This is a genomic window from Saccharothrix stipae (assembly GCF_054781895.1).
Genome location: NZ_BAAGTN010000023.1, coordinates 16,574 through 37,726 on the forward strand (window position 1 = coordinate 16,574; position 21,153 = coordinate 37,726).

18 protein-coding genes are annotated in these 21,153 nt (G+C 72.7%); 8 read left to right on the forward strand and 10 right to left on the reverse strand.

From position 1 onward, the window contains the following. The first annotated feature begins 73 nt into the window (after positions 1 to 73). Positions 74 to 3,616, forward strand: coding sequence for a hypothetical protein (locus ACYVLT_RS36090; RefSeq protein WP_461124655.1), 3,543 nt, complete (start codon positions 74 to 76; stop codon positions 3,614 to 3,616). A 29-nt stretch (positions 3,617 to 3,645) separates the two neighbouring features. Here ACYVLT_RS36090 and ACYVLT_RS36095 read toward each other — a convergent pair whose 3' ends face one another. From ACYVLT_RS36095 to ACYVLT_RS36130, 8 genes are all read right to left on the reverse strand, one after another. Then, positions 3,646 to 5,730, reverse strand: a complete 2,085-nt coding sequence (locus ACYVLT_RS36095; protein ID WP_461124656.1) for a tetratricopeptide repeat protein — start codon at positions 5,728 to 5,730, stop codon at positions 3,646 to 3,648. Beyond that, the gene (locus tag ACYVLT_RS36100) at positions 5,727 to 6,104 is read right to left on the reverse strand and encodes a hypothetical protein (RefSeq protein ID WP_461124657.1); all 378 of its coding nucleotides are present in this window, start codon (positions 6,102 to 6,104) and stop codon (positions 5,727 to 5,729) included. The genes ACYVLT_RS36095 and ACYVLT_RS36100 overlap by 4 nt, the downstream gene beginning before the upstream one ends. Positions 6,105 to 6,198: 94 nt before the next feature. Next, entirely contained in the window at positions 6,199 to 7,386 is a 1,188-nt protein-coding gene (locus tag ACYVLT_RS36105; protein ID WP_461124658.1) for a glycoside hydrolase family 88 protein, read from the reverse strand. Between the two features lie 39 nt (positions 7,387 to 7,425). Further along, positions 7,426 to 8,106, reverse strand: coding sequence for a DUF624 domain-containing protein (locus ACYVLT_RS36110; protein ID WP_461124659.1), 681 nt, complete (start codon positions 8,104 to 8,106; stop codon positions 7,426 to 7,428). 5 nt (positions 8,107 to 8,111) lie between these two features. Next, positions 8,112 to 9,017 carry a carbohydrate ABC transporter permease gene (locus ACYVLT_RS36115; protein ID WP_461124660.1) on the reverse strand — a complete coding sequence of 302 codons (906 nt, stop codon included), beginning with the start codon at positions 9,015 to 9,017 and terminating at the stop codon, positions 8,112 to 8,114. Beyond that, on the reverse strand, positions 9,017 to 10,012 hold the full coding sequence (locus ACYVLT_RS36120) for a carbohydrate ABC transporter permease (protein WP_461124661.1): 996 nt from the start codon (positions 10,010 to 10,012) through the stop codon (positions 9,017 to 9,019). Before ACYVLT_RS36120 ends, ACYVLT_RS36115 begins: the two co-directional genes overlap by 1 nt. A gap of 73 nt (positions 10,013 to 10,085) precedes the next feature. Next, complete coding sequence (locus tag ACYVLT_RS36125) at positions 10,086 to 11,390, reverse strand: ABC transporter substrate-binding protein (RefSeq protein WP_461124662.1); 1,305 nt, start codon at positions 11,388 to 11,390, stop codon at positions 10,086 to 10,088. A 76-nt stretch (positions 11,391 to 11,466) separates the two neighbouring features. Further along, positions 11,467 to 13,431 carry a DUF2264 domain-containing protein gene (locus ACYVLT_RS36130; RefSeq protein ID WP_461124663.1) on the reverse strand — a complete coding sequence of 655 codons (1,965 nt, stop codon included), beginning with the start codon at positions 13,429 to 13,431 and terminating at the stop codon, positions 11,467 to 11,469. Positions 13,432 to 13,681: 250 nt separating this feature from the next. Between ACYVLT_RS36130 and ACYVLT_RS36135 the strand changes: the two genes are divergently transcribed. Both ACYVLT_RS36135 and ACYVLT_RS36140 read left to right on the forward strand, forming a co-directional pair. Further along, complete coding sequence (locus tag ACYVLT_RS36135) at positions 13,682 to 13,810, forward strand: hypothetical protein (RefSeq protein ID WP_461124664.1); 129 nt, start codon at positions 13,682 to 13,684, stop codon at positions 13,808 to 13,810. After that, positions 13,807 to 14,913: a LacI family DNA-binding transcriptional regulator gene (locus ACYVLT_RS36140; protein ID WP_461124665.1), complete on the forward strand. Its 1,107-nt coding sequence runs from the start codon at positions 13,807 to 13,809 to the stop codon at positions 14,911 to 14,913. The genes ACYVLT_RS36135 and ACYVLT_RS36140 overlap by 4 nt, the downstream gene beginning before the upstream one ends. A gap of 6 nt (positions 14,914 to 14,919) precedes the next feature. Here ACYVLT_RS36140 and ACYVLT_RS36145 read toward each other — a convergent pair whose 3' ends face one another. Both ACYVLT_RS36145 and kduI read right to left on the reverse strand, forming a co-directional pair. Continuing rightward, on the reverse strand, positions 14,920 to 15,690 hold the full coding sequence (locus ACYVLT_RS36145; RefSeq protein WP_461124666.1) for an SDR family oxidoreductase: 771 nt from the start codon (positions 15,688 to 15,690) through the stop codon (positions 14,920 to 14,922). Further along, the gene (gene kduI / locus ACYVLT_RS36150) at positions 15,687 to 16,517 is read right to left on the reverse strand and encodes a 5-dehydro-4-deoxy-D-glucuronate isomerase (RefSeq protein WP_461124667.1); all 831 of its coding nucleotides are present in this window, start codon (positions 16,515 to 16,517) and stop codon (positions 15,687 to 15,689) included. The genes ACYVLT_RS36145 and kduI overlap by 4 nt, the downstream gene beginning before the upstream one ends. A gap of 133 nt (positions 16,518 to 16,650) precedes the next feature. Between kduI and ACYVLT_RS36155 the strand changes: the two genes are divergently transcribed. The 5 genes from ACYVLT_RS36155 (at position 16,651) to ACYVLT_RS36175 (ending at position 21,146) form a co-directional block, all read left to right on the forward strand. Continuing rightward, positions 16,651 to 17,778: a LacI family DNA-binding transcriptional regulator gene (locus ACYVLT_RS36155; protein WP_461124668.1), complete on the forward strand. Its 1,128-nt coding sequence runs from the start codon at positions 16,651 to 16,653 to the stop codon at positions 17,776 to 17,778. Positions 17,779 to 17,887: 109 nt separating this feature from the next. Further along, a complete protein-coding gene (locus ACYVLT_RS36160; RefSeq protein ID WP_461124669.1) occupies positions 17,888 to 18,295 on the forward strand; it encodes an MmcQ/YjbR family DNA-binding protein in 408 nt (135 codons plus the stop codon). Between the two features lie 70 nt (positions 18,296 to 18,365). Continuing rightward, entirely contained in the window at positions 18,366 to 19,532 is a 1,167-nt protein-coding gene (gene trpB, locus ACYVLT_RS36165) for a tryptophan synthase subunit beta (RefSeq protein ID WP_461124686.1), read from the forward strand. Then, positions 19,529 to 20,350 (forward strand): tryptophan synthase subunit alpha, encoded by an 822-nt coding sequence (gene trpA, locus ACYVLT_RS36170; RefSeq protein ID WP_461124670.1) that lies wholly within the window; start codon positions 19,529 to 19,531, stop codon positions 20,348 to 20,350. The genes trpB and trpA overlap by 4 nt, the downstream gene beginning before the upstream one ends. A 19-nt stretch (positions 20,351 to 20,369) precedes the next feature. Further along, a complete protein-coding gene (locus tag ACYVLT_RS36175; RefSeq protein ID WP_461124671.1) occupies positions 20,370 to 21,146 on the forward strand; it encodes a GntR family transcriptional regulator in 777 nt (258 codons plus the stop codon). Positions 21,147 to 21,153 lie beyond the last annotated feature (7 nt).

The following is a 21,153-nucleotide window of genomic DNA, read 5'->3' on the forward strand; positions in this document are numbered from 1 at the left end:
CCGCACGGGGGCGGGTGTCGGCGCGTGCCCTCGGGGACGCGGATCGGCGCGGCGCGGTGATCGGGCCCGTCGGATGAGGGGTGATCGCCGCATCGAGGTGACCGGCAGCGGTGATGCGATCGCCGGGCCGGGCGGGTACGCCAACAGCGGTGTGCACATCGGGGACGTGCACGTGTGGCCGGGTCGCCCGGTCCGCAGCGGTTACCTGCACCAGGTGCGGCGGATAGCGCCCGCCGAGCTGGTGGAGCGCGAGCGCGAACTGGCCGAGCTGGCGGCGTTCTGCACCGGCGAGGGCGATGCGTACCGGTGGTGGCAGGCGCCCGCGTGGTCGGGCAAGACCGCGTTGCTGGCGTGGTTCGCGCTCAACCCGCCTGCCGGGGTGCGCGTGGTGTCGTTCTTCGTGACGGCGCGGTTGGCCGGCCAGAACACAAGGGCCGCGTTCGTCGACCACGTCCTGGAGCAGCTCACCGGTCTGCTCACGGTGCCGGAGCCCGCCGCGGACACCGCGCGGGAGACCCGCCTGCTCGGCCTGCTGGACACCGCCGCGCACGCCTTCGCCGGCCGCGGGGAGACGCTGGTGCTGGTGGTCGACGGTCTGGACGAGGACTCGGCGGTGGTGGCGGGAGCCGGTGAGGACCGGAGCATCGCGGCGTTGCTGCCCGTCGCTCCCCCGGCCGGGATGCGGGTCGTGGTGTCGGGACGGCCGAACCCGCCCCTGCCGGGCGACGTGCCGGAGCACCACCCGTTGCGGGATTCCACGGTCGTGCGCCTCCTGGCACCCTCGGCGGCGGCGCGGGTCGTGCGGGACAGCATGGAACGCGAGGTCGCGCGGCTGCTGCACGGCTCGGCCGTCGGGTCGGACCTGCTCGGGCTGCTCGCCGCTTCGGGTGGTGGCCTGACCGGTGACGACCTGGCCGGGTTGACCGGGCTGAGCCGGTCGGAGGTGGAAGAGCAGCTGCGGACCGTCGCCGGGCGGAGCTTCACCCGGCGCGGCAGCCACTTCCGGCCGGGGACGTTGCCGGACGTGTACCTGCTCGGTCACGAGGAACTCCAGGTGGCCGTGGTCGACCACCTGGGCGGGCGGATCGTCGACTACCGCCGGCGCCTGCACGCCTGGGCCGACGCCTACCGCGAGCGCGGCTGGCCGGCCGACACGCCGGAGTACCTGCTGGGCGGCTACCACGCGATGCTGGTGGCCATCGGCGAGTTCGATCGCGCGCTGGCGCTGTGCACCGACCCCGACCGCCAGGAACGGATGCTGGACCTGTCCGGCGGTGACGCGCACGCGCTGGACGAGATCCGCACCCTGAGCGAAGCCGTCGCCGCCCGGGAGCGGCCCGACCTGGGTGCCCTGGCCAGGCTGGCCGTGCGGCACGAGATCCTCTCCGGCCACAGCGCCGGTGTGCCCGACGAGCTGCCCGCGCTGTGGGTGTCGCTGGGCAGCGCCGCCCGGGCCCTGACCCTGGCCAGGTCGGTGTGGCAGCCGTTCAAGGCGTTGGTGCGGGTCGCCGAGGCGCTGTTCGCGGCGGGCCACCGCGATGTGGCCGCCGAGGCGGTGCGGCACGCACTGGCGGCCGTGCAGTCGGAGTCCTTGCACATGGAGCGCCGGAGCATGCTGGCGACGGTCGTCGAGGTACTGGTCATGGCAGGCGAGCCGACCTGGGCCGAGGCGGTCGGTCGGGAGCTGGACCATCCCTCGTGGCGGGCGCACGCGCTGCTGAACGCGGCCGACCAGATGATCGCCCGCGGTGAGTCGGAGCGCGCACTCGCGTTGGCCGACCAGGCCGCGACGGACTCGGTGGACCTGCCCGTGGAGAAGGCGGAGACGTACGCCCGGCACTCCTCGATCGCACGACGGGCGGGGGACCACGGGCTCGGACGCGCGCTGGCGGCCAAGGCGATCGCCGAGGCACGCCCGTTGAGCGTCGTGACCAAGCTGTTCGTCGCGCAGGAGTTGGTCCGCTTCCCCGGTGGCGCGGGGTGGCGCGCCCGCTGGTTCGCCCGCCGTACCGCCCTCACGTACGCACGGGACGCCGACGACAACGTCTGGACCGCGATGCAGGCGGCAGAGGTCCTCGCGGCCCTCGGGCACCTGCGCACGGCCCGGCGTGTCGCCGACCGCGTCGCCGGGGCGTTCATGTTCGGCGGAGTCGTGCGGCACCTCGTGCTCGGCTACGCCCGGCACGGCCGACCACGAGAGGCGGTGGAGGTCGCACGGCTCGGCCGACCATCGCTGGAGGTGGGGGTCGACACGGATTCGACCGCGACGTTGGCGGCCGCCGCCGTAGTCTTGGCGGAGCACGGCCACCACGAAACGGCGGTGGCCGTCGTCGAGGAGTTGCGCCGCGACACCAGGGCGGGCGCCGTGGCGCATCAGATGGCGGAAGTCCTGTGCGCCGCGGGCCGGTGGGACGAGGCCGAGGAGTTCGCCTACGGGGTCGACCAAGCCGGCTACCGGGCGCAGGCCCTGACGGCAGTCGGCGCGGCCCTCATCCGGGGCGGCGAGGTCGGCCGGGCCCGCCGCCTGGTGGAGGATGCCGAGGTGGCGCTGCGGAGCCGGGGACCGTCGGAGATCCTGACCTCGGCGCTGGTGGGCACGGCGGTCAAGTCGTACGAACTCGGTGATCTCGAACGCGCGGGTCACCTCGCCGCTCACGTCACCGATCCGGTGGACCGGGCGCGGTTGCTGCACGTTCAGCGACCGACCGGCCCGGACGTCACCGGCCGGTTCACCGCGCTCGCCGACGAGGTCGACTACCCGGGCACCCGGGCGCTGGTCCTGGCGTGGGCCGCGGAGGCCGCGACCCGATGGGGGGACGTCGAGCAGGCGTGGCACCTCCTCGACCAAGCCGAGCACCTGGTGGACCACGACCTCGGTGGCGCCCACGGCGAACTCGAAGCGATCGGTGTAGCCCTGGTGCACGCGCGTGATCCGGAGCGGGCGGTGCAAGTGGTGCTGGCCCGTTTCCGTTCCCGCGCGTGGCAGGAGGTCTGCGCGGCGCTGGTGGAGACCGGGCAGACCGTCTTGGCGCGGACCATGCTCCAGGTCCTGGAGATGCGTCATCGGGACGAGCCGAACCTCCGGGCGGAGCTGATCGGACCGTTGATCGCGGTCGGCGACGTCGAACGGGCAGAGCAGATCGTCGAGGAACTCCGGGAGCTGCTGCGCGTCGGGGGCGACGGGGTGCCGACCGCGTCCGTGGCCGACATCGCCCGCAACCTCTTCGCCAACCGCGACCCGCACGACCTGCCGGAAGTCGTCGACCAGGTACTCGCCCGCGTGCGATCCGACCTGGGCGACGTCACCGGCCCGATCCCGGGCGACTTCGGGTACCCCCTCGCGGCGGCCATGACGAGGACGGACGACCTCGACGGCGCGCTACGACTGGTGGAGAACACCGACGATCGGGAAGAACGGGCGGAGATGGAGCTGGCCATCGCGGTCACCCTGCTGCACCGGAACCAGGTCGACCAGGCCACTCCCCTGGTCGCACGCCTCCTGCACCCGGACAACCACTTCAACTGGTACCGCCTGGTAGGCGCATTCGGCACCCACTTCCCCGAACTGACCGCCGGCGCCGCCGACGAACTGACCGCCCACCTGCGCCGCACCTGACCGCACGTCGGCGCGCGGCCGTTGGCGTTCTAGCTTTCCGCCCGCCACGTCTCCAAGACCTCGATCACGGCCAGCGTGTGCGGGTGTGCAGCGCCCAACAGGCGTAACGAGTCGGCGACCACACGCTCCTCGATGGCGATAGCTTCACTGGTGCGACCGACCTCCCAATAGGAGACGGCCAGGTTGGTCCGCGCGGTGAGCGTGTCCGGGTGTTCGGCACCCAACAGACGTACCGAATCGGCGACCACACGCTCTTCGATGGCGATGGCTTCACTGGTGCGACCGGCCTGCCAATAGGAGTTGGCCAGGTTCCCCCGTGAGGTGAGCGTACCCGGGTGGTCCTCACCCGACAGACGTATCCGGTCGGCGACTAGGCGCTCCAGCAGGTCGATGGCCTCACTCGTGCGACCGGCCTGCCAGTAAGAGACGGCCAGGTTTCCCCGCGAGATGAGCGTGTCCTCGTGGTCCTCACCCAACAGGCGCGCCGATTCGGCGATCACACGCTCCTCGATGGCGATGGCTTCACTGGTGCGACCGGCCTGCCGGTAGGCGAGGGCCAGGTTGGATCGCGTGGTGAGCGTGTCCCGGTGTTCCTCGCCAAGAAGGCGTTGGGCCTGTGCGGTGGTGTGGTGCCAGTAGGTGAGGGCGGGGGCGTGTAGTTGAGCACGAAGCAGGCTGGTGCCCGCCCTGTCCAGTAATAGGTGGATATCGGGACGCCAGAGGCGGTCGCCTGCGATGGCGGTAAGGGTGGTGGTGTTGGCAAGGAGGGCGGTGAGGAGGTCGGTGGTGTTGTATACGTTGTCCGGCCACAGTTGCAGGAGTGCGTCGGCGGCGGCCCACGCGGTGGTGGCGGGGTCGGTGGTGACGGTTTCGCGGGCGGCGCGGGCGGTGAGGGCGTGGATGCGAACGGCGCGGGGGCCGTCGCCGGGGGTGTGGGTGATGAGGCCGTAGCGGTGAAGGGTGCGCACGGCTTTGCGGGCCTGTTCGGGGGTGACCGGGTTGCCCATGTGAGCGGTCAGGTAGTCGGTGACCGCCTCGGTGGCCCAGAAAGCCTCCGGATGTCCGTCCGGATCGCAGTACGCGGCCAACGCCAGGGCGGGACGAGCCAGTCCGGCGGGCGGCCTCGTGTCGGCGGCTTCGAGGGCGAGCAAGAGGGCGACGGCCACCGGTCTGCCGTAGGCGTCCGGGTCGACGCCGGCGGGCATCAGGTCGTCCAGCCGTTGGTCCCCGGCGGTGTAGCGGGCGAGGTACGCCCCGCACGCCTCGTCCTCATCCAGCATGTAGGCGGCGGCGTGGGACAGCGCCAGGGGTAGGTGGCCCAGGGCGGCGGCCAACGCCGGGGCGTCGCCGTCGAGCAGGTGGCCGCCACCGGCGTCGGTGAGCCGGTCGTGCAGGTAGCGCAATGACTCGTCCGGAGTAAAGGTGTCGACGTCGACGCGTTGCCGGCCCGAACCGGTCAGCGCGGACTCGCGCAGTCGGGTGGTGGCCAGCGTCCACCCGCTCGGACGGTGCGGTGGCCACCGGCCCGCCAGGTGGGCGGGGTCGGTCACGTCGTCCAGCACGACCAGCCAGGTGCGATCGGTGGTGTGCAGCCAGTCCACCAACGCGGCGGCGTCCGCGTCCGGGTTGGCGCCATCGGCTCCGGGCACACCCACCCGTGCCGCCGCCCTGGCGTAGGCGGTGATCACCTGCTCCGGGCCGGCGGCGTTGACCCACACCACCAGGTCCGTGCCGGCCGTCACCGCCTCCCGCGCGAACCACGCCGCCAGCTGGGACTTGCCGACCCCTCCCCCGCCGGCGAGCACCCGCGTCCCCATCGCGGCCCGCCGGTCCACGTCGTCCTGCGCGAGGACCACGTCCTCGCCCCGGCGGCGTGCGGCCAGCACCTGCTCGCGCACGTCCTCACGGGGTTGGAACGCCGAGGCCAACGGCGGGGGTTGCCCCACCACCACCGGCCACACGGGCACCACGGCGGGGTGGTGGTGGTGCTCGACGCGCACGTCGCCCATCACGCCGGAGTTCGCCACACCACCCCGGTCGGCCGTCGCCCCACCCGACTCGTGGACCTCCACCGCGTCCTTCGGCACGCCGGACGGGGGTAATCCGGCGGTCACGTCCGGGGACGTCGCCGGACACCGGTGTTGGCCACCGAACCCGGCCCGTCGGCGACCGCGTTCCCCGATCGGGTGACCCGCACGGTGCCCGGGTCGCCGTCGACGGTCTCGACTCCGGTGTTCGCCTCACCGCCGCCCGTCGCGTCGGCGTCGCCGGAGTCCTCTACCACGACCTCATCCGGCACCGCGTCCTCCTCCCGCCGGGGCAGCAGGTACGGCGCGAGCAACGCCGCCACGGCCGCCACGCCACCGATGCTGCTGCCCAGCTTGTCGGCGTCGTCCAGACCGACCTTGAACAGGTACACCGCCAACCCGGCCACGATCAGACCGAAGACGACACGACCCGCCCACACCCACCGCCGACTGCGCCGCACGACCACGTTCCACCCCTATCGGCAGGATCCCCGACGACCCGTATTCAACCCTTCGCCGGCACCACGACCACCGTTACCCCGCCGTTCGCGCGGCTCACCAGTAGCTGCGCCACTCGGGCCGCACGTGGCGGGACAGGGCTTCCAGGTAGAAGTAGTCGCCCCACAGGTTGCCCTCGTCCACGCCGACGTTCTTGGGCTTGTCGTAGACGCCGTGCCGGAGCAGCGGGCCGGGGACGGCACCGTGGGCCGTCGCGTAGGTGGTGGCCAGGCTGGTCAGGATGGCGGTGGCCTCGGCGCGGTAGTGCCGGGCGGCGTCCTGGTCGTCCAGGTGGTCGGCCAGTTCGTTCAGGCCGCACACGGCGATCGCGGCGGCCGAGGAGTCGCGGTCCTGGCCGCTGCCGTCGGTGAACACCAGGTCCCAGTAGGCGACGCGGTCCTGCGGCAGGCGGGTGAGGAAGTAGTCGGCGCAGCGCCTGGCGGCGTCGAGGAACGACGGCTCCCGCACGTGGCGGTAACCCAGGGCGAAGCCGTAGATGCCCCAGGCCTGCCCGCGTGCCCAGCAGGACCCGTCCTGGTGTCCCTGCTCGGTCGCGCCCCGGAGCGGCTCGCCGGTCTCCGGGTCCCAGTAGAACGTATGGAACGTCGTGCCGTCGGGCCGGATGATGTGCCGCCGCAGCTGCTCGGTGTGGCGGATCGCGGCTTCGGCGGAAGCCCGGGAACCGGTCACCTCGGCCGCCCAGTACAGCAGGGGCAGGTTCATCAGGCTGTCGATGATCGTGCGGCCTCGTTGCACGGGGTCGCTCAGGTCGCCCCAGGCCTGGATGATGCCCGCCGGTTCGAGGAAGCGGTCCATCAGGTGGTCGGCGGCCTTCAGCGCGGCACGGCGGGCGCGCGGGTCGCCGAGCAGCCGCCACGGCGTCACGCACGACAGGGTGTAGAGGAAGCCCAGGTCGTGGGTGTCCAGGTCGATCCCCCGCACGACGCGGGCCTCGAAGCTGTCGACCTCGCGTCGCGCGGCCCGCAGCACGGCGTCGTCGCGGGTGGCCTCCCAGACCAGCCACAGCATCCCCGGCCAGAAACCGGTGGTCCACCCGGCGTTGGCGCCTTCGGGTTGCCCGCCGCGAGGCGTGCGCGGCCGGTAGACGCCCGCGGTCGTCGTGTCGTCCGGGTACCAGGACGTGAACTCCGCGATGTTGTGCCGGACGGTCGCGACCGCGGCGTCCCAGGCCGCTGCCAGGGGGTCGGTGGTGATCGGTGCGGCGCGGTCTGCTTCCGCGGACATGGTTCTCCCTCAGAACGGTGACGGGACGACGGACGCAGGTCAGCGCGTGGCGGTGGAGCGCGGGTCGGGCTCCGGGGCGGTGCGGACGGGTCGCAGGGTCGCGCGGTTGCCCACCCAGACGACGTACAGCGCCGGTCCGGTCAGCAGCGCGAGCGCCGGGACGGGCAGGGCCACGACCGCCGCCGCCAGCACCCACAGCGCCGCCACGGACACCGCGGTGAGGTGCGGTCGGCGGATCGCCAGGAACAGGCACGCCTTCGCGAGGCGCCGGACGGGCACGTCCGGGTGCTCGACCACACCGGTGAGCGCCACCAGCGCGGTCACGGCGGTGAGCACGACGAGCACGGCCAGGACCGGGATGACGACCGCGCCGACGGGTGTCCCCCAGACCGCGTGGACGTCCACCACCAGCACGACCAGGACGGCGGTCGTGGCACCGGTGACGGTGAAGGCGCGGCGAGCGTGCCGGCGCCAGGCCCGCAGGAACCCCCGCAACACCGGTGCGCTGTCGTCCTGCGCGGTGGCGGGGAACACGGCGTGGGCCGCGGCGACGGCCGGGCCGAGCAGCGGCGCGGTCAGCACCAGCAGCGGCCAGGTCGCCACGAGTGGCGTGAACAGCAGGACCGCCAGGAACGGCGCGCTCGCGCCCACCACGAGGGCGCTGGTCGCCAGCAGCGCGTAGGCGGTGGTGAACACCCGCGTGTAGGTCTCGTACCTCACGGCCGTCAGCCCTTCATCCCGCTCGTGGCGACGCCCTCGACGAAGTACTTCTGCCCGAGCAGGAACACCACCGCGATGGGCAGCACGGACAGCACCGAGCCGGTCATGATCAGCGCGTGCTCGGCGTTGTACTCGCTGACGAACGACTTGAGCCCCAGCTGGATCGTCCACAGGTCCGGGTCGCGCAGGTAGATCAGCGGCCCGAGGTAGTCGTTCCAGGTGGTGACGAAGGTGAGCAGCGCCAGGCTGGCGAGGGCGGGCACCGAGAGCGGCAGCATGATCCGGAAGTAGATGCCGTACTCGCTCAGGCCGTCCACCCTGGCGGCCTCGCACAGCTCGTCGGGGATGGTCATGTAGTACTGGCGCATCAGGAACACGCCGAAGGCGCCGAACGCCTGGAGCGCGACGACCGCCCACAGCGTGTTGGTCAGGCCGACCTCCGACATCATGATGAACTGCGGGATCATGTAGGCCTGCCACGGCACCGCGATCGTGCCGATGTAGAGCACGAAGAGCAGGTTGCGCCCCGGGAAGCGGGCCTTGGCGAACCCGTACGCGGCGAAGCTGCCGGTGAACAGCTGGAGCACGGTGACGACCACCGAGAGGAAGACCGTGTTCTTCAGCCACCCGAGCATGTCGGAGATCCGCCAGATCTCGGCGTAGTTGCCCCACTGCGGTGACTCCGGCAGCCAGGTCACCGGGACGGAGAAGACGGTGTTGTCCGTCTTCAGCGACGAAGAGATCATCCAGAAGAACGGCAGCAGCAGCGCGGCCGCGGCCACCCCGAGGACGAGGTAGCCCAGGACCTTGCCGGGCGCGGGCAGCCGCCGGTCCGACGGCGCGAGGGGTCCCTTCCCGCGGTCGACCGGCCCGGGTGCGACGAGGTCGGGCAGGGCGTGCGGGGCGGCCATCAGGCGTTCCTCCTGCGGTTGATGGCGAACTGCACGACCGTGACCGCCATGCAGAGCGCGAACAGCACGACGGAGATTGCGGAGGCGTAGCCGAAGCGGTTCTCCACCAGGCCCTTCTGGTAGATGTACTGGGACAGCACCAGCGTCGACTGGCCGGGACCGCCGTTGGTCATCACCAGGATCAGGTCGAAGACCTTGAAGCTGCCGATGGTGAGCATCACCGTGACGAAGAACGTCGTGGGCCGCAGGCACGGCAGGGTCACGTTGCGGAAGCGCTGCCAGGCCCCCGCGCCGTCGATGCGGGCCGCCTCGTGCAGCTCCGGTGGCACGGTTTGCAGCCCGGCGAGGAAGAGCAGCATGTAGTAGCCCATCTCGCGCCAGACGCCGACGACGATCACGGCGGGCATGGCCCAGTCCGACGACGCGGTCCAGCCGGGTGGGTCGTCCACCCCGAACAGGCCCAGGATCTGGTTGATCGGTCCGGCGTCGCGGCTGAACAGCAGGTTCCACGCGATCGCGATGGCCACGATCGAGGTCACGTACGGGAAGAAGGCCGCGGTGCGGAAGAACGCCACCCCGCGCAGCTTCCGGTTGAGCAGCAGGGCCAGGCCCAGTGACAGCGCAAGCGTGAGCGGGATGTGGAACGCGGAGTAGTACAGGGTGTTGAGCAGCGCGGTGTGGAAGCTCGCGTCCTTGATCAGGCGGGTGAAGTTGTCCAGCCCGATCCACTTGGCGGTGCCGAAGACGTTCCAGTTGGTGAACGAGATGTAGAACAGCGCGACGACCGGGCCCAGGGTGAGCAGGCCGAAGCCGAGGAAGTTCGGCAGGACGAACGACACGCCCTGGAGTGACCGGCGGGCCTTATACCACCGCTTCGTGCGGTCCGCCCCGGTGCCGCGCGAACCCGGACCGCGCGAACCGGAGCCGCGCGGACCGGTGCTGCCCCGGCCGGTGCTGCCCGGGCCGCGCGGACCGCCGACAGTCGTCGTGCTCATCGGCTCTCCGTGCTCCTGCGTAGGTGGTGTGCTCGGGGTGGCGCGGGCTCGGGTGTCGAGCCCGCGCCGGGTGTCACCGGGATTCGAGGACTTCGGTGCGGGCGCGGTTGCCCGCCTGGCCGAGGGCCTCGTCGACGGGCGTGCTCTTGGACATGATCGCGGAGTGGGTCTCCTGGAGGATGTTCTGCAGCGCGGCCGTGTGGGGCGAGACGGGGTTCTCCGCGCGGGTGTCGTGCGTGGTGAAGGAGAACCGGGACAGCTCGTCGGTCGGCACGCCCTGGACGCCGAAGTACGCCTTGGTCACCGGGTCGGTCAGGGTGGCCGGCGTGATGCCGATGGACGCCAGCGCGGTGGCGCCGCCCTCGCCCGCGACGAAGGTCAGGAACTTCTTGGCGGCGGCGACCTTGCCCTCGTCGATGGCGGCGTTGACGCCGAGGCCGGTGGGGTCGCCGAAGGTGACCGGGTTGTCCTTGGTGGCCGCGTCGGTCTGCGGCGCCGGGGCGAAGCCCCACTGGAACGACTGCGCGTCGCCGGACTTCTGCTGGGCGATCAGGGTCGCGACGTACCAGCTGCCCATCAGCATGGTCGCCGCCTGCTGCGTGCCGAACTGCGCCTGGTACTGGAGGGTGTTCGTGGTGGCCGTGCCGTAGTCCACCTGCGCGCCGGCTTCCTGCTGCTGCAAGGCGCGCCGGTAGTAGGGCGCCAGGTAGCCGTAGTCACCGCTGATCAGGTCGGCGCCGGAGGTCTGCGCCAGCGCCAGGCCCTGCACGGTGGACTGCCAGACGTGCTGGTAGGCGGCCTTGGCCGGCGAACCGGCGGCCTTCAGGCCGGCCGTCAGGGCCGCCACCGCCTGCTCGTACTCCGCCCACGTCCAGGTCTTGTCGGGCGGCGTGACGCCTGCCGCCGTGAACAGGTCCTTGTTGTAGTAGAGGTACCAGGAGTCCTGGCGGTAGGGCACGGCGTACGTGGTGCCGTCCACCTTGTAGTTGCCCAGGCCGTTGACCTTGTCACCGAGCCCGCCCGCGACGTCGGACACGTCCAGGAGCTGGTCGCCGGCCTGGTAGGTGATGAAGTTCTTGAGGTTCTTCAGCACGTAGAGGTCGGGCGCGCTGCCGGCGGCCAGGTCCGCGGTCAGCTGGGTGTCGTAGTTGGTGGCGTCGTACTCCTTGAACTCGACCTTCACGTCCGGGTGCTGCGCCTGGAACGCCTCGGCGAGCTTCGCGAACTCGGGCGTGGTCTTCATGCTCCACGCGCTCATCGTCAGGGTGACCGGGCCGCCGCTGCCGGCGGGTTCGTCGGCGCCGCAGGCGGTGGCGGTGAGCGTGAGGGCGGTGACGGCGGCCGCGATGGCGGTCCACCTGGATCGGCGGTGTCGCATGGTCCTTCACTTCCTGGTCGAGCCACGGGGAGGGAGCGGGAGGGTGTGGGGCGGCGCCGGGTGGGCGGCCGGGTGTTCAGGACAGCGCGACGCGGGTGTGCGCGCCGTCGGGCCACCGGGTGGTGACCCAGGTCGTCGATCCGCCGCCCGCGAGCCGGACCTCGGGCTCGGCGGACCGGGGTCCGGTGTCGCGGGTCAGTTCCAGCAGCACGGCGAACCACTCGCCGGGGACGACGGGGCAGTGCGCCCACGGGACCGCGGCGACCGGTCCCAGCGGGCCGGCGTCCGGGTGCACGGACACGCCCGAGTCAGTGGTTCGTCCCAACAGGACGCGCAGGGTCGACTGCGTGCCGTCGGCGGCGCGGACGCACGGGGTCTCGGTGGAGACGATGTCGACGTCCGCGCCCGCCACGGCCCAGCCGGACAACCGCAGCGTCGTGGGTGGTCGGTCTCGCGCGACGTCGTCCACGCGGACCAGGCGCACCTCCCACGGGCCGCGCACGAGCGAGTGCACCGCGACGGTCCCGGCGTCGTGGTGGCGGCCGGTCCAGCCGGATCCGTGGTGCTGCTGGGTCTCGTCGGGTTCCAACCAGCGCACGACGCCGGACGACGACCCGACTCCCACCTCGGTGCCGTCGGCGTCGACCACCGCGGTGGCGCCGACGTCCATGCCGGACCGGTGGGATGCCCGGCCGCGGGCGTCCACCAGGACGACGGCCTGGTCGTGCGGGTCGGTCCAACTGTCCCGGTCCAGCAAGGGGCTGGTCGCGGTGGAGTAGCCGAAGCGCGCGTAGAGCGGGGAATCACCCTTGGTGTCGCCGGGGACCGCGTGGTCCGTGCCGTGGTTGACCACGCGCACCACGCCGTCGGCGGCGGTGCCGCTCACCACCCAGCCCGGAGCCGCGACCGCCCGGACGTAGTCGCCCCGTTCGACCGGCAGCGGCAGTTCCTCGGCCGCCCACACCGGGTGGTCGGCGGGCAGGGCGAGCCCGAGCATGCCCTTCACGGCCCAGTAGGGCGACCCGGGGCCGGAGTAGGCCTGCGCGATGCGCGGCCACGGCCCGTGCCAACCCAGGGTCAGCAGGCCGCGTTCGTCGGGGGCGCCGCGCTCCACGAAGTGGCGCACGACGCTCGACGCGGCGCGGCGCAGGACTCCCGCCGGCGTGGACGGGACCTCGGCGAGGGCGCCGGCCCAGAACGGCGCCGCGGCGGCGAACCGGTAGGTCAGGCTGCGGCCCTGCACCAGTGGCGACCCGTCCGCGCCGACCAGGCGGACGGCGTCGAGCAGGAAGCGGTCGAGCGCCGCCGTGTCGCGCGCCCTGCGGTCCTCGGCGAAGCCCGCCGCGCCCGGCATCCGCGCCCACAGCTGCGGGTAGACGTGCAGTGCCCAGCCGACGTAGTGGTCGAACGCGCGCTCGTGGCCGTCGGCCAGCCAGCCGTCCGCACGCTGGAAGCCGTCGTGCGTGGCCAGGTCCTCGGCGACGTCGGTGGCCGACCAGGGGCCGCCGACCGACCGCAGGAACGCCTGCACCACGAGCCGGAACCACACCCAGTTGATGCGCGGGTAGGTCGGGTCGCCCACGGCGGGGGCGAGGTAGGCGACCACCCGCTCCCGCACGGCCGGGTCGAGGCGGTCCCACAGCCACGGGCGGGTCAGGTCCAGGGCGAGCGCCAGCGAGGCGGCTTCGACCTTGGCCTGCGGGTGCTCGTCCAGGCGCACCCAGCGCTCCGGTGACCTCGGGTCGGTGCCCGCGGCGATGCCCTCGGCGTAGAACTCGGCGAGGTTGTCCGGGTCGGCTCCGCGTTCGCCCGCGATCCGGAACCCGGCGAGCAGGAACGTGCGGGCGAAGCCCTCCAGACCGTCCACATCGGCCCCGTACCCCCCGACTGGCCCGGGCAGCGCGACCCTCGCACGGCCCGGGGAAGCGAAGGGCCGCACGGCGCGCAGCATCGCGTCGGCCGTGTGAGCCCACTGGTCGCGGGTCCACCCGGCACGCACGGGCGATGGCGCGTCAGCCCTCGGCAGGGGTTGCGGCGGCATGTATCTCGTCCTTCGTCGTCGGAAGACGTTCGATCACAACGGTGCACAGTTGCTTTCGTTTTTGATCGCTTTGCCTGTTAAGCAGTAAATACGTGCAGTAGTGATCGTGTCAAGGCTCACATGAACGTTTGTTACCCGCCACCGTGCCCGCCGGCGTCCGGCTCGGCCCCGCACGTCCCGGCCTGTCATCGCGGGGCACGGCCGGCGGCCGACTCATAATTGGTCGAGGTCAACGACAGGAGGATGTGCGGTGACGAGAGCGCGCACGGGGAACGGTGCCGTCAGCCCGGAACGGGTGCTGGACGGGCCGCCGAACCGGCCCGACGTCCCGCCGCCCGGCGCGCCGTCGCCCGGCACCACCGCGGCGGGAGCGGCGTGAACTCCGAGTCCCGCACCCTCGCCGCCAAGAGGCGCGCGTCGATCCTCGAAACGCTGCACCGGGACGGCGTGGTCCGCATCTCCGACCTCAGCGAGAAGATGGGCGTCACCCCCGTGACGCTGCGGCGCGACATCGCCCACCTCGACGGCGAGGGCCTGCTGCTCAGGGTCCACGGTGGAGCGACCCTCCGCGCCACCTCACCGCCGCCCGGAGAGCGTTCCGCCGACACCTCGGCGGAACCGGCGGTCCTGGGCGCCGCGGGCATGCTGGTCCCCTCGCTGGACTACTACTGGCCGGAGGTGGTCCGCGGCGCGGAGGAGGAGGCGGGCGCGCGGGGGTTGCGGATCATGCTGCGGGGTTCGTCCTACGAGAGCGCCGACGACCGGCCGCAGCTGGAGCGACTGCTGGAGCACGAGGACGTGTGCGGGCTGATCGCCGCACCGAGCCTGACCGCGCCGTCCGCCGCCGCGACGATCGAGTGGCTGAGCACCATCGACACCCCGGTCGTGCTGGTCGAGCGGGTCGCGACCGTCGGGGCGCGCCAGACCGTGGTGGAGTCGGTCGTGTCCGATCACGCCCTGGGCGCGGCCATGGCCGTGCACCACCTCGTGTCCTTGGGGCACCGCAGGGTCGGCGTGGTGACCAGCGAGAACAGCCCCACCTCACCGCACGTGCACCGGGGTTGGCTGGACGCGTGCGCCGAGACCGGCCTGGACGCGGGGTCCACCGTGGACACCGCCGTCCCGGCGCCCGGCACGGCGGGGTGGGACACCGCGCTGGACGAGGTGCTCGACCGGTTGGCGGCCACCGGCACCACGGCCGTGCTGGTGCACGCCGACACCGAGGCGATGGCGCTCGTGCAGCGGGCCGAGCAACGCGGCATCCGGGTGCCGTCCGGGTTGTCGGTGGTGGCCTACGACGACGAGGTGGCGGCGTTGTTCACCCCGGCGCTGACGGCCGTGCGCCCGCCGCGCCGCTCCATCGGGCGGGCGGCGGTGTCGCTGCTGGCGGCCCGGTTGCGGGACCCGGACCGCCCGACGCACCGGGTGGTGATCACCCCGTCCCTGCGCGTGCGCGGCTCGACGGCCCCACCGCCGGACTGACCGCGCTCACCGCGCCAGCCAACCGCCGTCCACCGGCAGCACGACGCCGTGGACGTAGTCGGCCGCGCGCGAGCACAGGAACAGCACGGCGCCGGCGATGTCCTCCGGCTGGGCCCAGCGCCCGGCGGGGATCCGTTCGAGGATGGACCGGTTGCGGTCCGGGTCCGCGCGCAGGGCGTCGGTGTTGTCGGTGGTGACGTAGCCGGGCGCGACGGCGTTGACGTTGATCCCGCGGTGCGCCCACTCGTTGGCCAGCGCCTTGGTCAGGCCCGCCACGGCCGACTTCGACGCGGTGTAGCCGGGCACGGTGATGCCGCCCTGGAAGCTCAGCATCGACGCGATGTTGACGATCCGGCCGGAGCCGCGGGCCAGCATCGCGCGGCCGACGTCGCGCGACAACGTCCACGTGGCACGCAGGTTGACCGCGAGCACGTGGTCGAAGTCCGCGTCGGTGTGCTCGGCGGCGGGCGCGCGGCGGATCGTGCCGCCGTTGTTGACCAGGATGTCGACCTGCCGGCGGGCCAGCGACGCGCCCAGTTCGGCCACCTGCGCGGGATCGGCGAGGTCGGTCCGCACGGGGGTGAACGCGCGGCCCTGCCCCTCGACCGCCGCCCGCGCGGCGCTGTCGCCCTCGGGCATGGACCCGCTGATGCCCACCACGTCCGCGCCCGCGGCGGCCAGCAGTCGCGCCACGGCCAGGCCGATGCCCCGACTCGCCCCGGTGACGGCCGCGGTCCTGCCGGTCAGGTCGACGAGGTCGGCCACCTCCGGCCTCATCGCAGCGTCGCCGCGGGGTGCGCGTCCATGTCGTCGAAGGCCTGGTTCTCGCCCGCCATGGCCCAGACGAAGCTGTACGCGGCGGTGCCCACGCCGCTGTGCACGGACCACGGTGGCGAGATCACCGCCTGGCGGTCGGCCACGACCAGGTGGCGGGTCTCGCTCGGCTCGCCGAGCAGGTGCACGACCCGGGCGTCCTCGGGCAGGTCGAAGTAGAGGTACACCTCCATGCGGCGTTCGTGGGTGTGCGGGGGCATGGTGTTCCACATGCTGCCGGGGTGCAGCGTCGTCACCCCCATCACGACCTGGCAGCTGCGGACGCCGTTCTCGTGGATGTACTGGGTCAGCGTCCGGCGGTTCGACGTCAACGGGTCGCCCAGCTCGCGCACCGTGCCGTCGCCCGGCTCGACCAGCACCGTCGGGTAGGTGGTGTGCGCGGGCGCGGAGAACAGGTAGAAGGCGGCGGGCGCGGCGGCGTCGTCGGACGCGAACGACACCTCCCGCGCGCCCCGGCCGACGTAGAGGCACGCGGTCGGTGCGAGCCGGTGCTCCCGGCCGTCCACCGTCACCGTCCCCGCACCGCCCACGTTGACGATCCCGGCCTCACGGCGCTCGAAGAAGTGCTCGGACCGGATCTCCGGGAACGTCGGCAGGCGCAGGGGGCCGGTGCGCGGCAGTGCGCCGACCAGCACGACCCGGTCGTGGTGGCTGTACACCGCACGGACCTCGTCGTCGGTGAACAGGTCTTCGACCAGGTAGTGCCGCCGCAGCTCGTCCGTGCTCATGGACGGGACCTGCTGCGGCGCGGTCGCGTAGCGCTGCTCCACGTACGTCGCCTTCTTCCGTCGATCGTTTCACCATCGGAGGGGTCGGAAACAGTCAATCTCAGACACAAAGTAAGGGCAAGACTGTACAGTTTGCTTGTTACGATCAGTTTCGATCAAAGTCGACGGGGCGGTCATGGCGAACGAACCGGCTGCGGATGCCCGGGGCGCGATGCTGCCCGCCGCCCGACGGCAGTGGCTGCTGGAGCACCTGGCGGGCCGGGGCGTCCTGCGCATCACGCACATCGCCCGGATCATGGGCGTCACCCCGGTCACCGTGCGGCGGGACGTGAACGACCTCGCCGTCGAAGGTCTGGTGGAGCGCGTGCACGGCGGTGTCCGGCTCGTCGCCGACCCGGTCGCCACGTCATCCGGTCCCGACGCCACGCCCGCCATCGGGATGGTCGTGCCGTCGTTGGACTACTACTGGCCCGAGGTCATCCGCGGCGCGCAGGACGCCGCGCACGAGCGGTGCGCCCGCCTCGTCCTGCGCGGCGCGTCCTACCAGGTCGAGGACGTGCGGCACCAGGTGGAGTGGATGATCGGCAGCGGCGCGGTCGACGCGCTGCTCGTCGCACCGCCCACCCGCGGCGCCGGTGCCGAGGAACTCGTCGCGTGGCTGACCGGCCTGCCCGTCCCGGTGGTCCTGGTCGAGCGCTCCGCGGTGTCCGGCCCGTACCGCGAGCACGTCGAGTCGGTGCGCACCGATCACGCGGCGGGCGCGGAACTGGCCGTCCGCCACCTGCACCGCCGTGGGCACCGCGGCATCGGGCTCGCGGTCAGCGCGACCAGCCCCACGTCCGGCCAGGTCCGCGACGGGTGGCGCCGGGCGACGGCGGAGCTGGGGCTGCGCCCGGTGCCCGAGGTGCTCGTGGCCGCCTACTACGAGCCCGCCTGGGGGGTCGACGTCGACCGGGTGCTGGACCTGTGCGTCGAGCACCGCGCCACCGCGCTGGTCGTGCACTCCGACCGGGAGGCGGTGTCGCTGGTGCAGCGGGCCGAGGAGCGCGGCATCCGGGTACCCGCCGACCTCTCCGTCGTCGCGTACGACGACGAGGTCGCCAGGTTCGCCCACCCGCCGCTCACCGCGATGCGCCCGCCCAAGTACGCCGTGGGCGGCACCGCCGTGCAACTCGCGCTCGACCGCCTGGCCCAGGGCGCCGACCGCCCGGTCCGCCGGGTGGTGCTGAGCTCCGAACTGCGGGAGCGCGACTCGACCGGATCGGGGTCGGCCGAGCCGGCGGTCGGCCACCCGCACCGGTGACGGCGCCGTTCCCGGTCCGCCCGGCCCCGTCGAGGTAGAGCCCCGGCGCGGTTGCGGACCTTGACGTGATCGCCGACAACCTCCCGGGGGGTCGCCGGATACTTAGCGGATGAGTGAAGTGGCGGAGGTACCGGACGAGGTGGTGTCCCGGCTGCGGGCGGTGTGCACGGCGTTCCCGGAGGTGGTGGAGGAACGGGCGTGGCGCGGGACGCGGTGGCGGATTCGGCAGCACGCGTTCGCGCACGTGCTGGAGGTCGAGGACGGCAAGCCGTTGTCGTACGCGCGGGCGGCGGGGACGCAGGGACCGGCCAGTGTGCTGACGTTCCGGTCGGCGGGCCCGGAGTTGGACGCGTTGAGCCACGCGCCCCACCCGTTCTTCAAGCCCGCGTGGGCGGCGAACGTCGTGGGTGTGGTGCTGGACGACGACACGGACTGGGACGAGGTCGCCGAGCTGTTGACCGAGAGCTACCGGGTGTCCGCGCCCCGGAGGCTGGTGGAGCGGATGCCGTCGGAGTGAGCCCCACTTGCCACGTCGAGCGATGAGTTCTAGAGTTCTAGAAGTGTCCGTTCAAGAGGTAGCCGGCGTGATGCGCGCACCCGACGCGGCCGGCCGGTTCGGGAGGTTCGGCGGGCGTTACCTGCCCGAGGCGCTCATGCCGGCCGCGCTGGAGGTGGAGGCGGCGTTCCGCGAGGCGTGGTCCGACGCCGCGTTCACCGCGGAGTACCGGCGGCTGCTCGCGACGTACGTGGGCAGGCCCACGCCGGTGACGGAGTGCGCGCGGCTGTCCGAGGCGCTGGGCGTGCGCGTGCTGCTCAAGCGGGAAGACCTGGCGCACACCGGGTCACACAAGATCAACAACGTGCTGGGTCAGGCGTTGTTGGCCCGGCGCATGGGCAAGCGCAAGCTCATCGCCGAGACCGGCGCCGGGCAGCACGGCGTCGCCACCGCGACCGCGGCCGCGTTGCTCGGTCTGGCGTGCACCGTCTACATGGGGCACACGGACGTGCGGCGACAGCAGGTGAACGTCTTCCGGATGGAGCTGCTCGGCGCCGAGGTCGTGCCCGTCACCTCCGCCAACGGCGTCGGCACGTTGAAGGAGGCGACCAACGGCGCGCTGCGCGCGTGGGTGAACGAGACCGAGGACGCGCACTACTGCGTCGGTTCGACCATGGGCCCGCACCCCTACCCGTGGATGGTGCGCGAGTTCCAGCGGGTCATCGGCGACGAAGCCCGCGCCCAGTGCGCCGAACGCCTGCCCGCCGCCGTGCCGGACGTGGTGGTGGCGTGCGTCGGCGGAGGGTCGAACGCGGCGGGCACGTTCGCCGGGTTCGCGGACACGCCGGCCCGGCTGGTCGGCGTGGAGGCGGCCGGTGGCAGCGCGGTCGACAAGGGCAAGCTCGGCGTGCTGCACGGGTTCATGTCGCACTTCCTCCAGGACGACGACAGCCAGGTCCTCGAAGCGCACTCGATCTCGGCCGGGCTCGACTACCCGGGCGTCGGCCCGGAACACGTGCACCTCGCCGAGACCGGGCGCGTGCACTACACGAGCGTCACCGACGACCAGGCCCTGCGGGCGCTGCGGCTGGTGACCAGGACCGAGGGGATCCTTCCCGCGCTCGAATCCGCGCACGCCCTGGCGTGGGTGGTCGACGCCGCCGCGACCGGTGAGCTCGCGGCCGGGACGACGGTGCTGGTCACGTTGTCCGGCCGCGGTGACAAGGACATCGAGCAGATCAGGGAGCACCTCCGATGAGCGTCGCCGTGGCCACGTTGGAACAGCACCTGCGGGCTCGCCGCGCCGGTGGGCGTCGGCTGCTCATCCCGTACGTGATGGCGGGTGTCGTGCCGGACTGGCTGGACCTGGTGCGCGGGCTGGCGGAGGCGGGCGCCGACGCGGTCGAGATCGGGTTGCCGTTCTCCGACCCGATGCTGGACGGGCCGACCGTGCAGCGGGCCGCCGCCCTCGCCGCCGGTCGCGGTGGGCGACCGAGACCGTTGCTGGACGAGCTGGCGGGGTTGGACGTCGACGTGCCGTTGGTCGTCATGACCTACGCGAACGTGGCGATGACGTTGGCGCCCGAACGCGGCGTGGGCGGGTTCGTGGACCACCTGGCGTCGGTCGGCGTGCGCGGCGTGATCGTGCCGGACCTGCCGCTGGAGGAGTCGGCGGAGTACCTGGCGCGGGCGGCGGACGCCGAGGTCGCCGCGGTGCTGCTGGCCGCGCCCGCGTGCGGTGACGACCGGTGCCGCGACATCGCGCGGGCGTCGTCCGGGTTCGTGTACTGCATGAGCTCGATGCGGATCACCGGTGAACGCGCCGACCTCGCCGCGACCGCGGGTGAGACCGCCCGGCGGCTCAAGGCCGTGACCGACCTGCCCGTGGTGACCGGGTTCGGCATCTCCACGATCGCGCACGCGGTGCGGGCCTGCGCGGACGCCGACGGCGTGGTGATCGGCTCGGTGCTGCTGCGGATGCTGCTCGACGGCGCGCCGGTCGCCGAGGTCGTGGACGAGGTGGCCGCGTTCCGCCGGGCGCTATCCTCGGTGCGCCCTCCCTCGGCAGGGGGTTGAGAGTCGGGAGTTCCCACCGGTGGACGACGGGCGGCGCACGGGCCGCGAGTACGAGACGCGCGTGCCCAAGTACCTCGCGATCTACCGGGTGCTGGCCGACCGGATCGCCGACGGGCGGTACCCGGCGGACGCGCCGCTGCCCGCGCAGCGGGAGCTGGTCGACGAGTTCGGGGTCTCGTTGATGACGGTGCGCCAGGCGATCCAGGCGTTGGAGGCGGACGGGCTGCTGGAGACCCGCCACGGCGTCGGCACGTTCGTGCGGCGGCCCGGCTTCTCCTACGGCCTCACCGGGTTGCGGAGCCTGTCGCAGGACCTGGTCGACCAGGGCATCGAGCTGGAGACCGAGGTGCTGGACGCGCGGCTCGTCGTGCCGCCCCCGGACGTGGCCGCGCGGCTGGGCGTCGCGGAGGGTGGTCGGGTGCTGGCGGTCGAGCGGTTGCGCAGCACCCGGACCACCGGCCCGCTGCTGTTGCAGACGTCGTACCTGCCGGAGCGGGTCGGGGCGCGGGTCGGCGCCGAGTCCCTGCGCCACCAGTCCCTCTACCGCCTGCTGGAGGAGTCCGGGCAGCCGGTGCGGCAGGCGAGCGAGACGATCCGGGCGGTGGCGTTGACCGCCGAGCAGGCCGGGGTGCTCCGGCGCGCTCCCGGTTCGCCCGCGTTGCTGAGCTCCCGGCTCAGCCGGGGCGAGGACGGCACGCCGCTGGTGGACGACCGCGCGTTGCTGGTCGGCGACACCGCGGTGATCACCGCGGAACGTGCGGTGACCGGGACGAACCTGGCCTACGAACACCGGTGACGCCGCG

Bases quoted from the DNA above. Each gene is read 5' to 3' on its own strand.
- ACYVLT_RS36145 (WP_461124666.1), bottom strand. From the start codon at position 15,690: ATGAGGCCGGAGGTGGCCGACCTCGTCGACCTGACCGGCAGGACCGCG.
- ACYVLT_RS36125 (WP_461124662.1), bottom strand. From the start codon at position 11,390: ATGCGACACCGCCGATCCAGGTGGACCGCCATCGCGGCCGCCGTCACC.
- ACYVLT_RS36090 (WP_461124655.1), top strand. From the start codon at position 74: ATGAGGGGTGATCGCCGCATCGAGGTGACCGGCAGCGGTGATGCGATC.
- trpA (WP_461124670.1), top strand. From the start codon at position 19,529: ATGAGCGTCGCCGTGGCCACGTTGGAACAGCACCTGCGGGCTCGCCGC.
- ACYVLT_RS36105 (WP_461124658.1), bottom strand. From the start codon at position 7,386: ATGTCCGCGGAAGCAGACCGCGCCGCACCGATCACCACCGACCCCCTG.
- ACYVLT_RS36160 (WP_461124669.1), top strand. From the start codon at position 17,888: ATGAGTGAAGTGGCGGAGGTACCGGACGAGGTGGTGTCCCGGCTGCGG.
- ACYVLT_RS36115 (WP_461124660.1), bottom strand. From the start codon at position 9,017: ATGGCCGCCCCGCACGCCCTGCCCGACCTCGTCGCACCCGGGCCGGTC.
- ACYVLT_RS36120 (WP_461124661.1), bottom strand. From the start codon at position 10,012: ATGAGCACGACGACTGTCGGCGGTCCGCGCGGCCCGGGCAGCACCGGC.
- ACYVLT_RS36130 (WP_461124663.1), bottom strand. From the start codon at position 13,431: ATGCCGCCGCAACCCCTGCCGAGGGCTGACGCGCCATCGCCCGTGCGT.
- trpB (WP_461124686.1), top strand. From the start codon at position 18,366: ATGCGCGCACCCGACGCGGCCGGCCGGTTCGGGAGGTTCGGCGGGCGT.
- ACYVLT_RS36155 (WP_461124668.1), top strand. From the start codon at position 16,651: ATGGCGAACGAACCGGCTGCGGATGCCCGGGGCGCGATGCTGCCCGCC.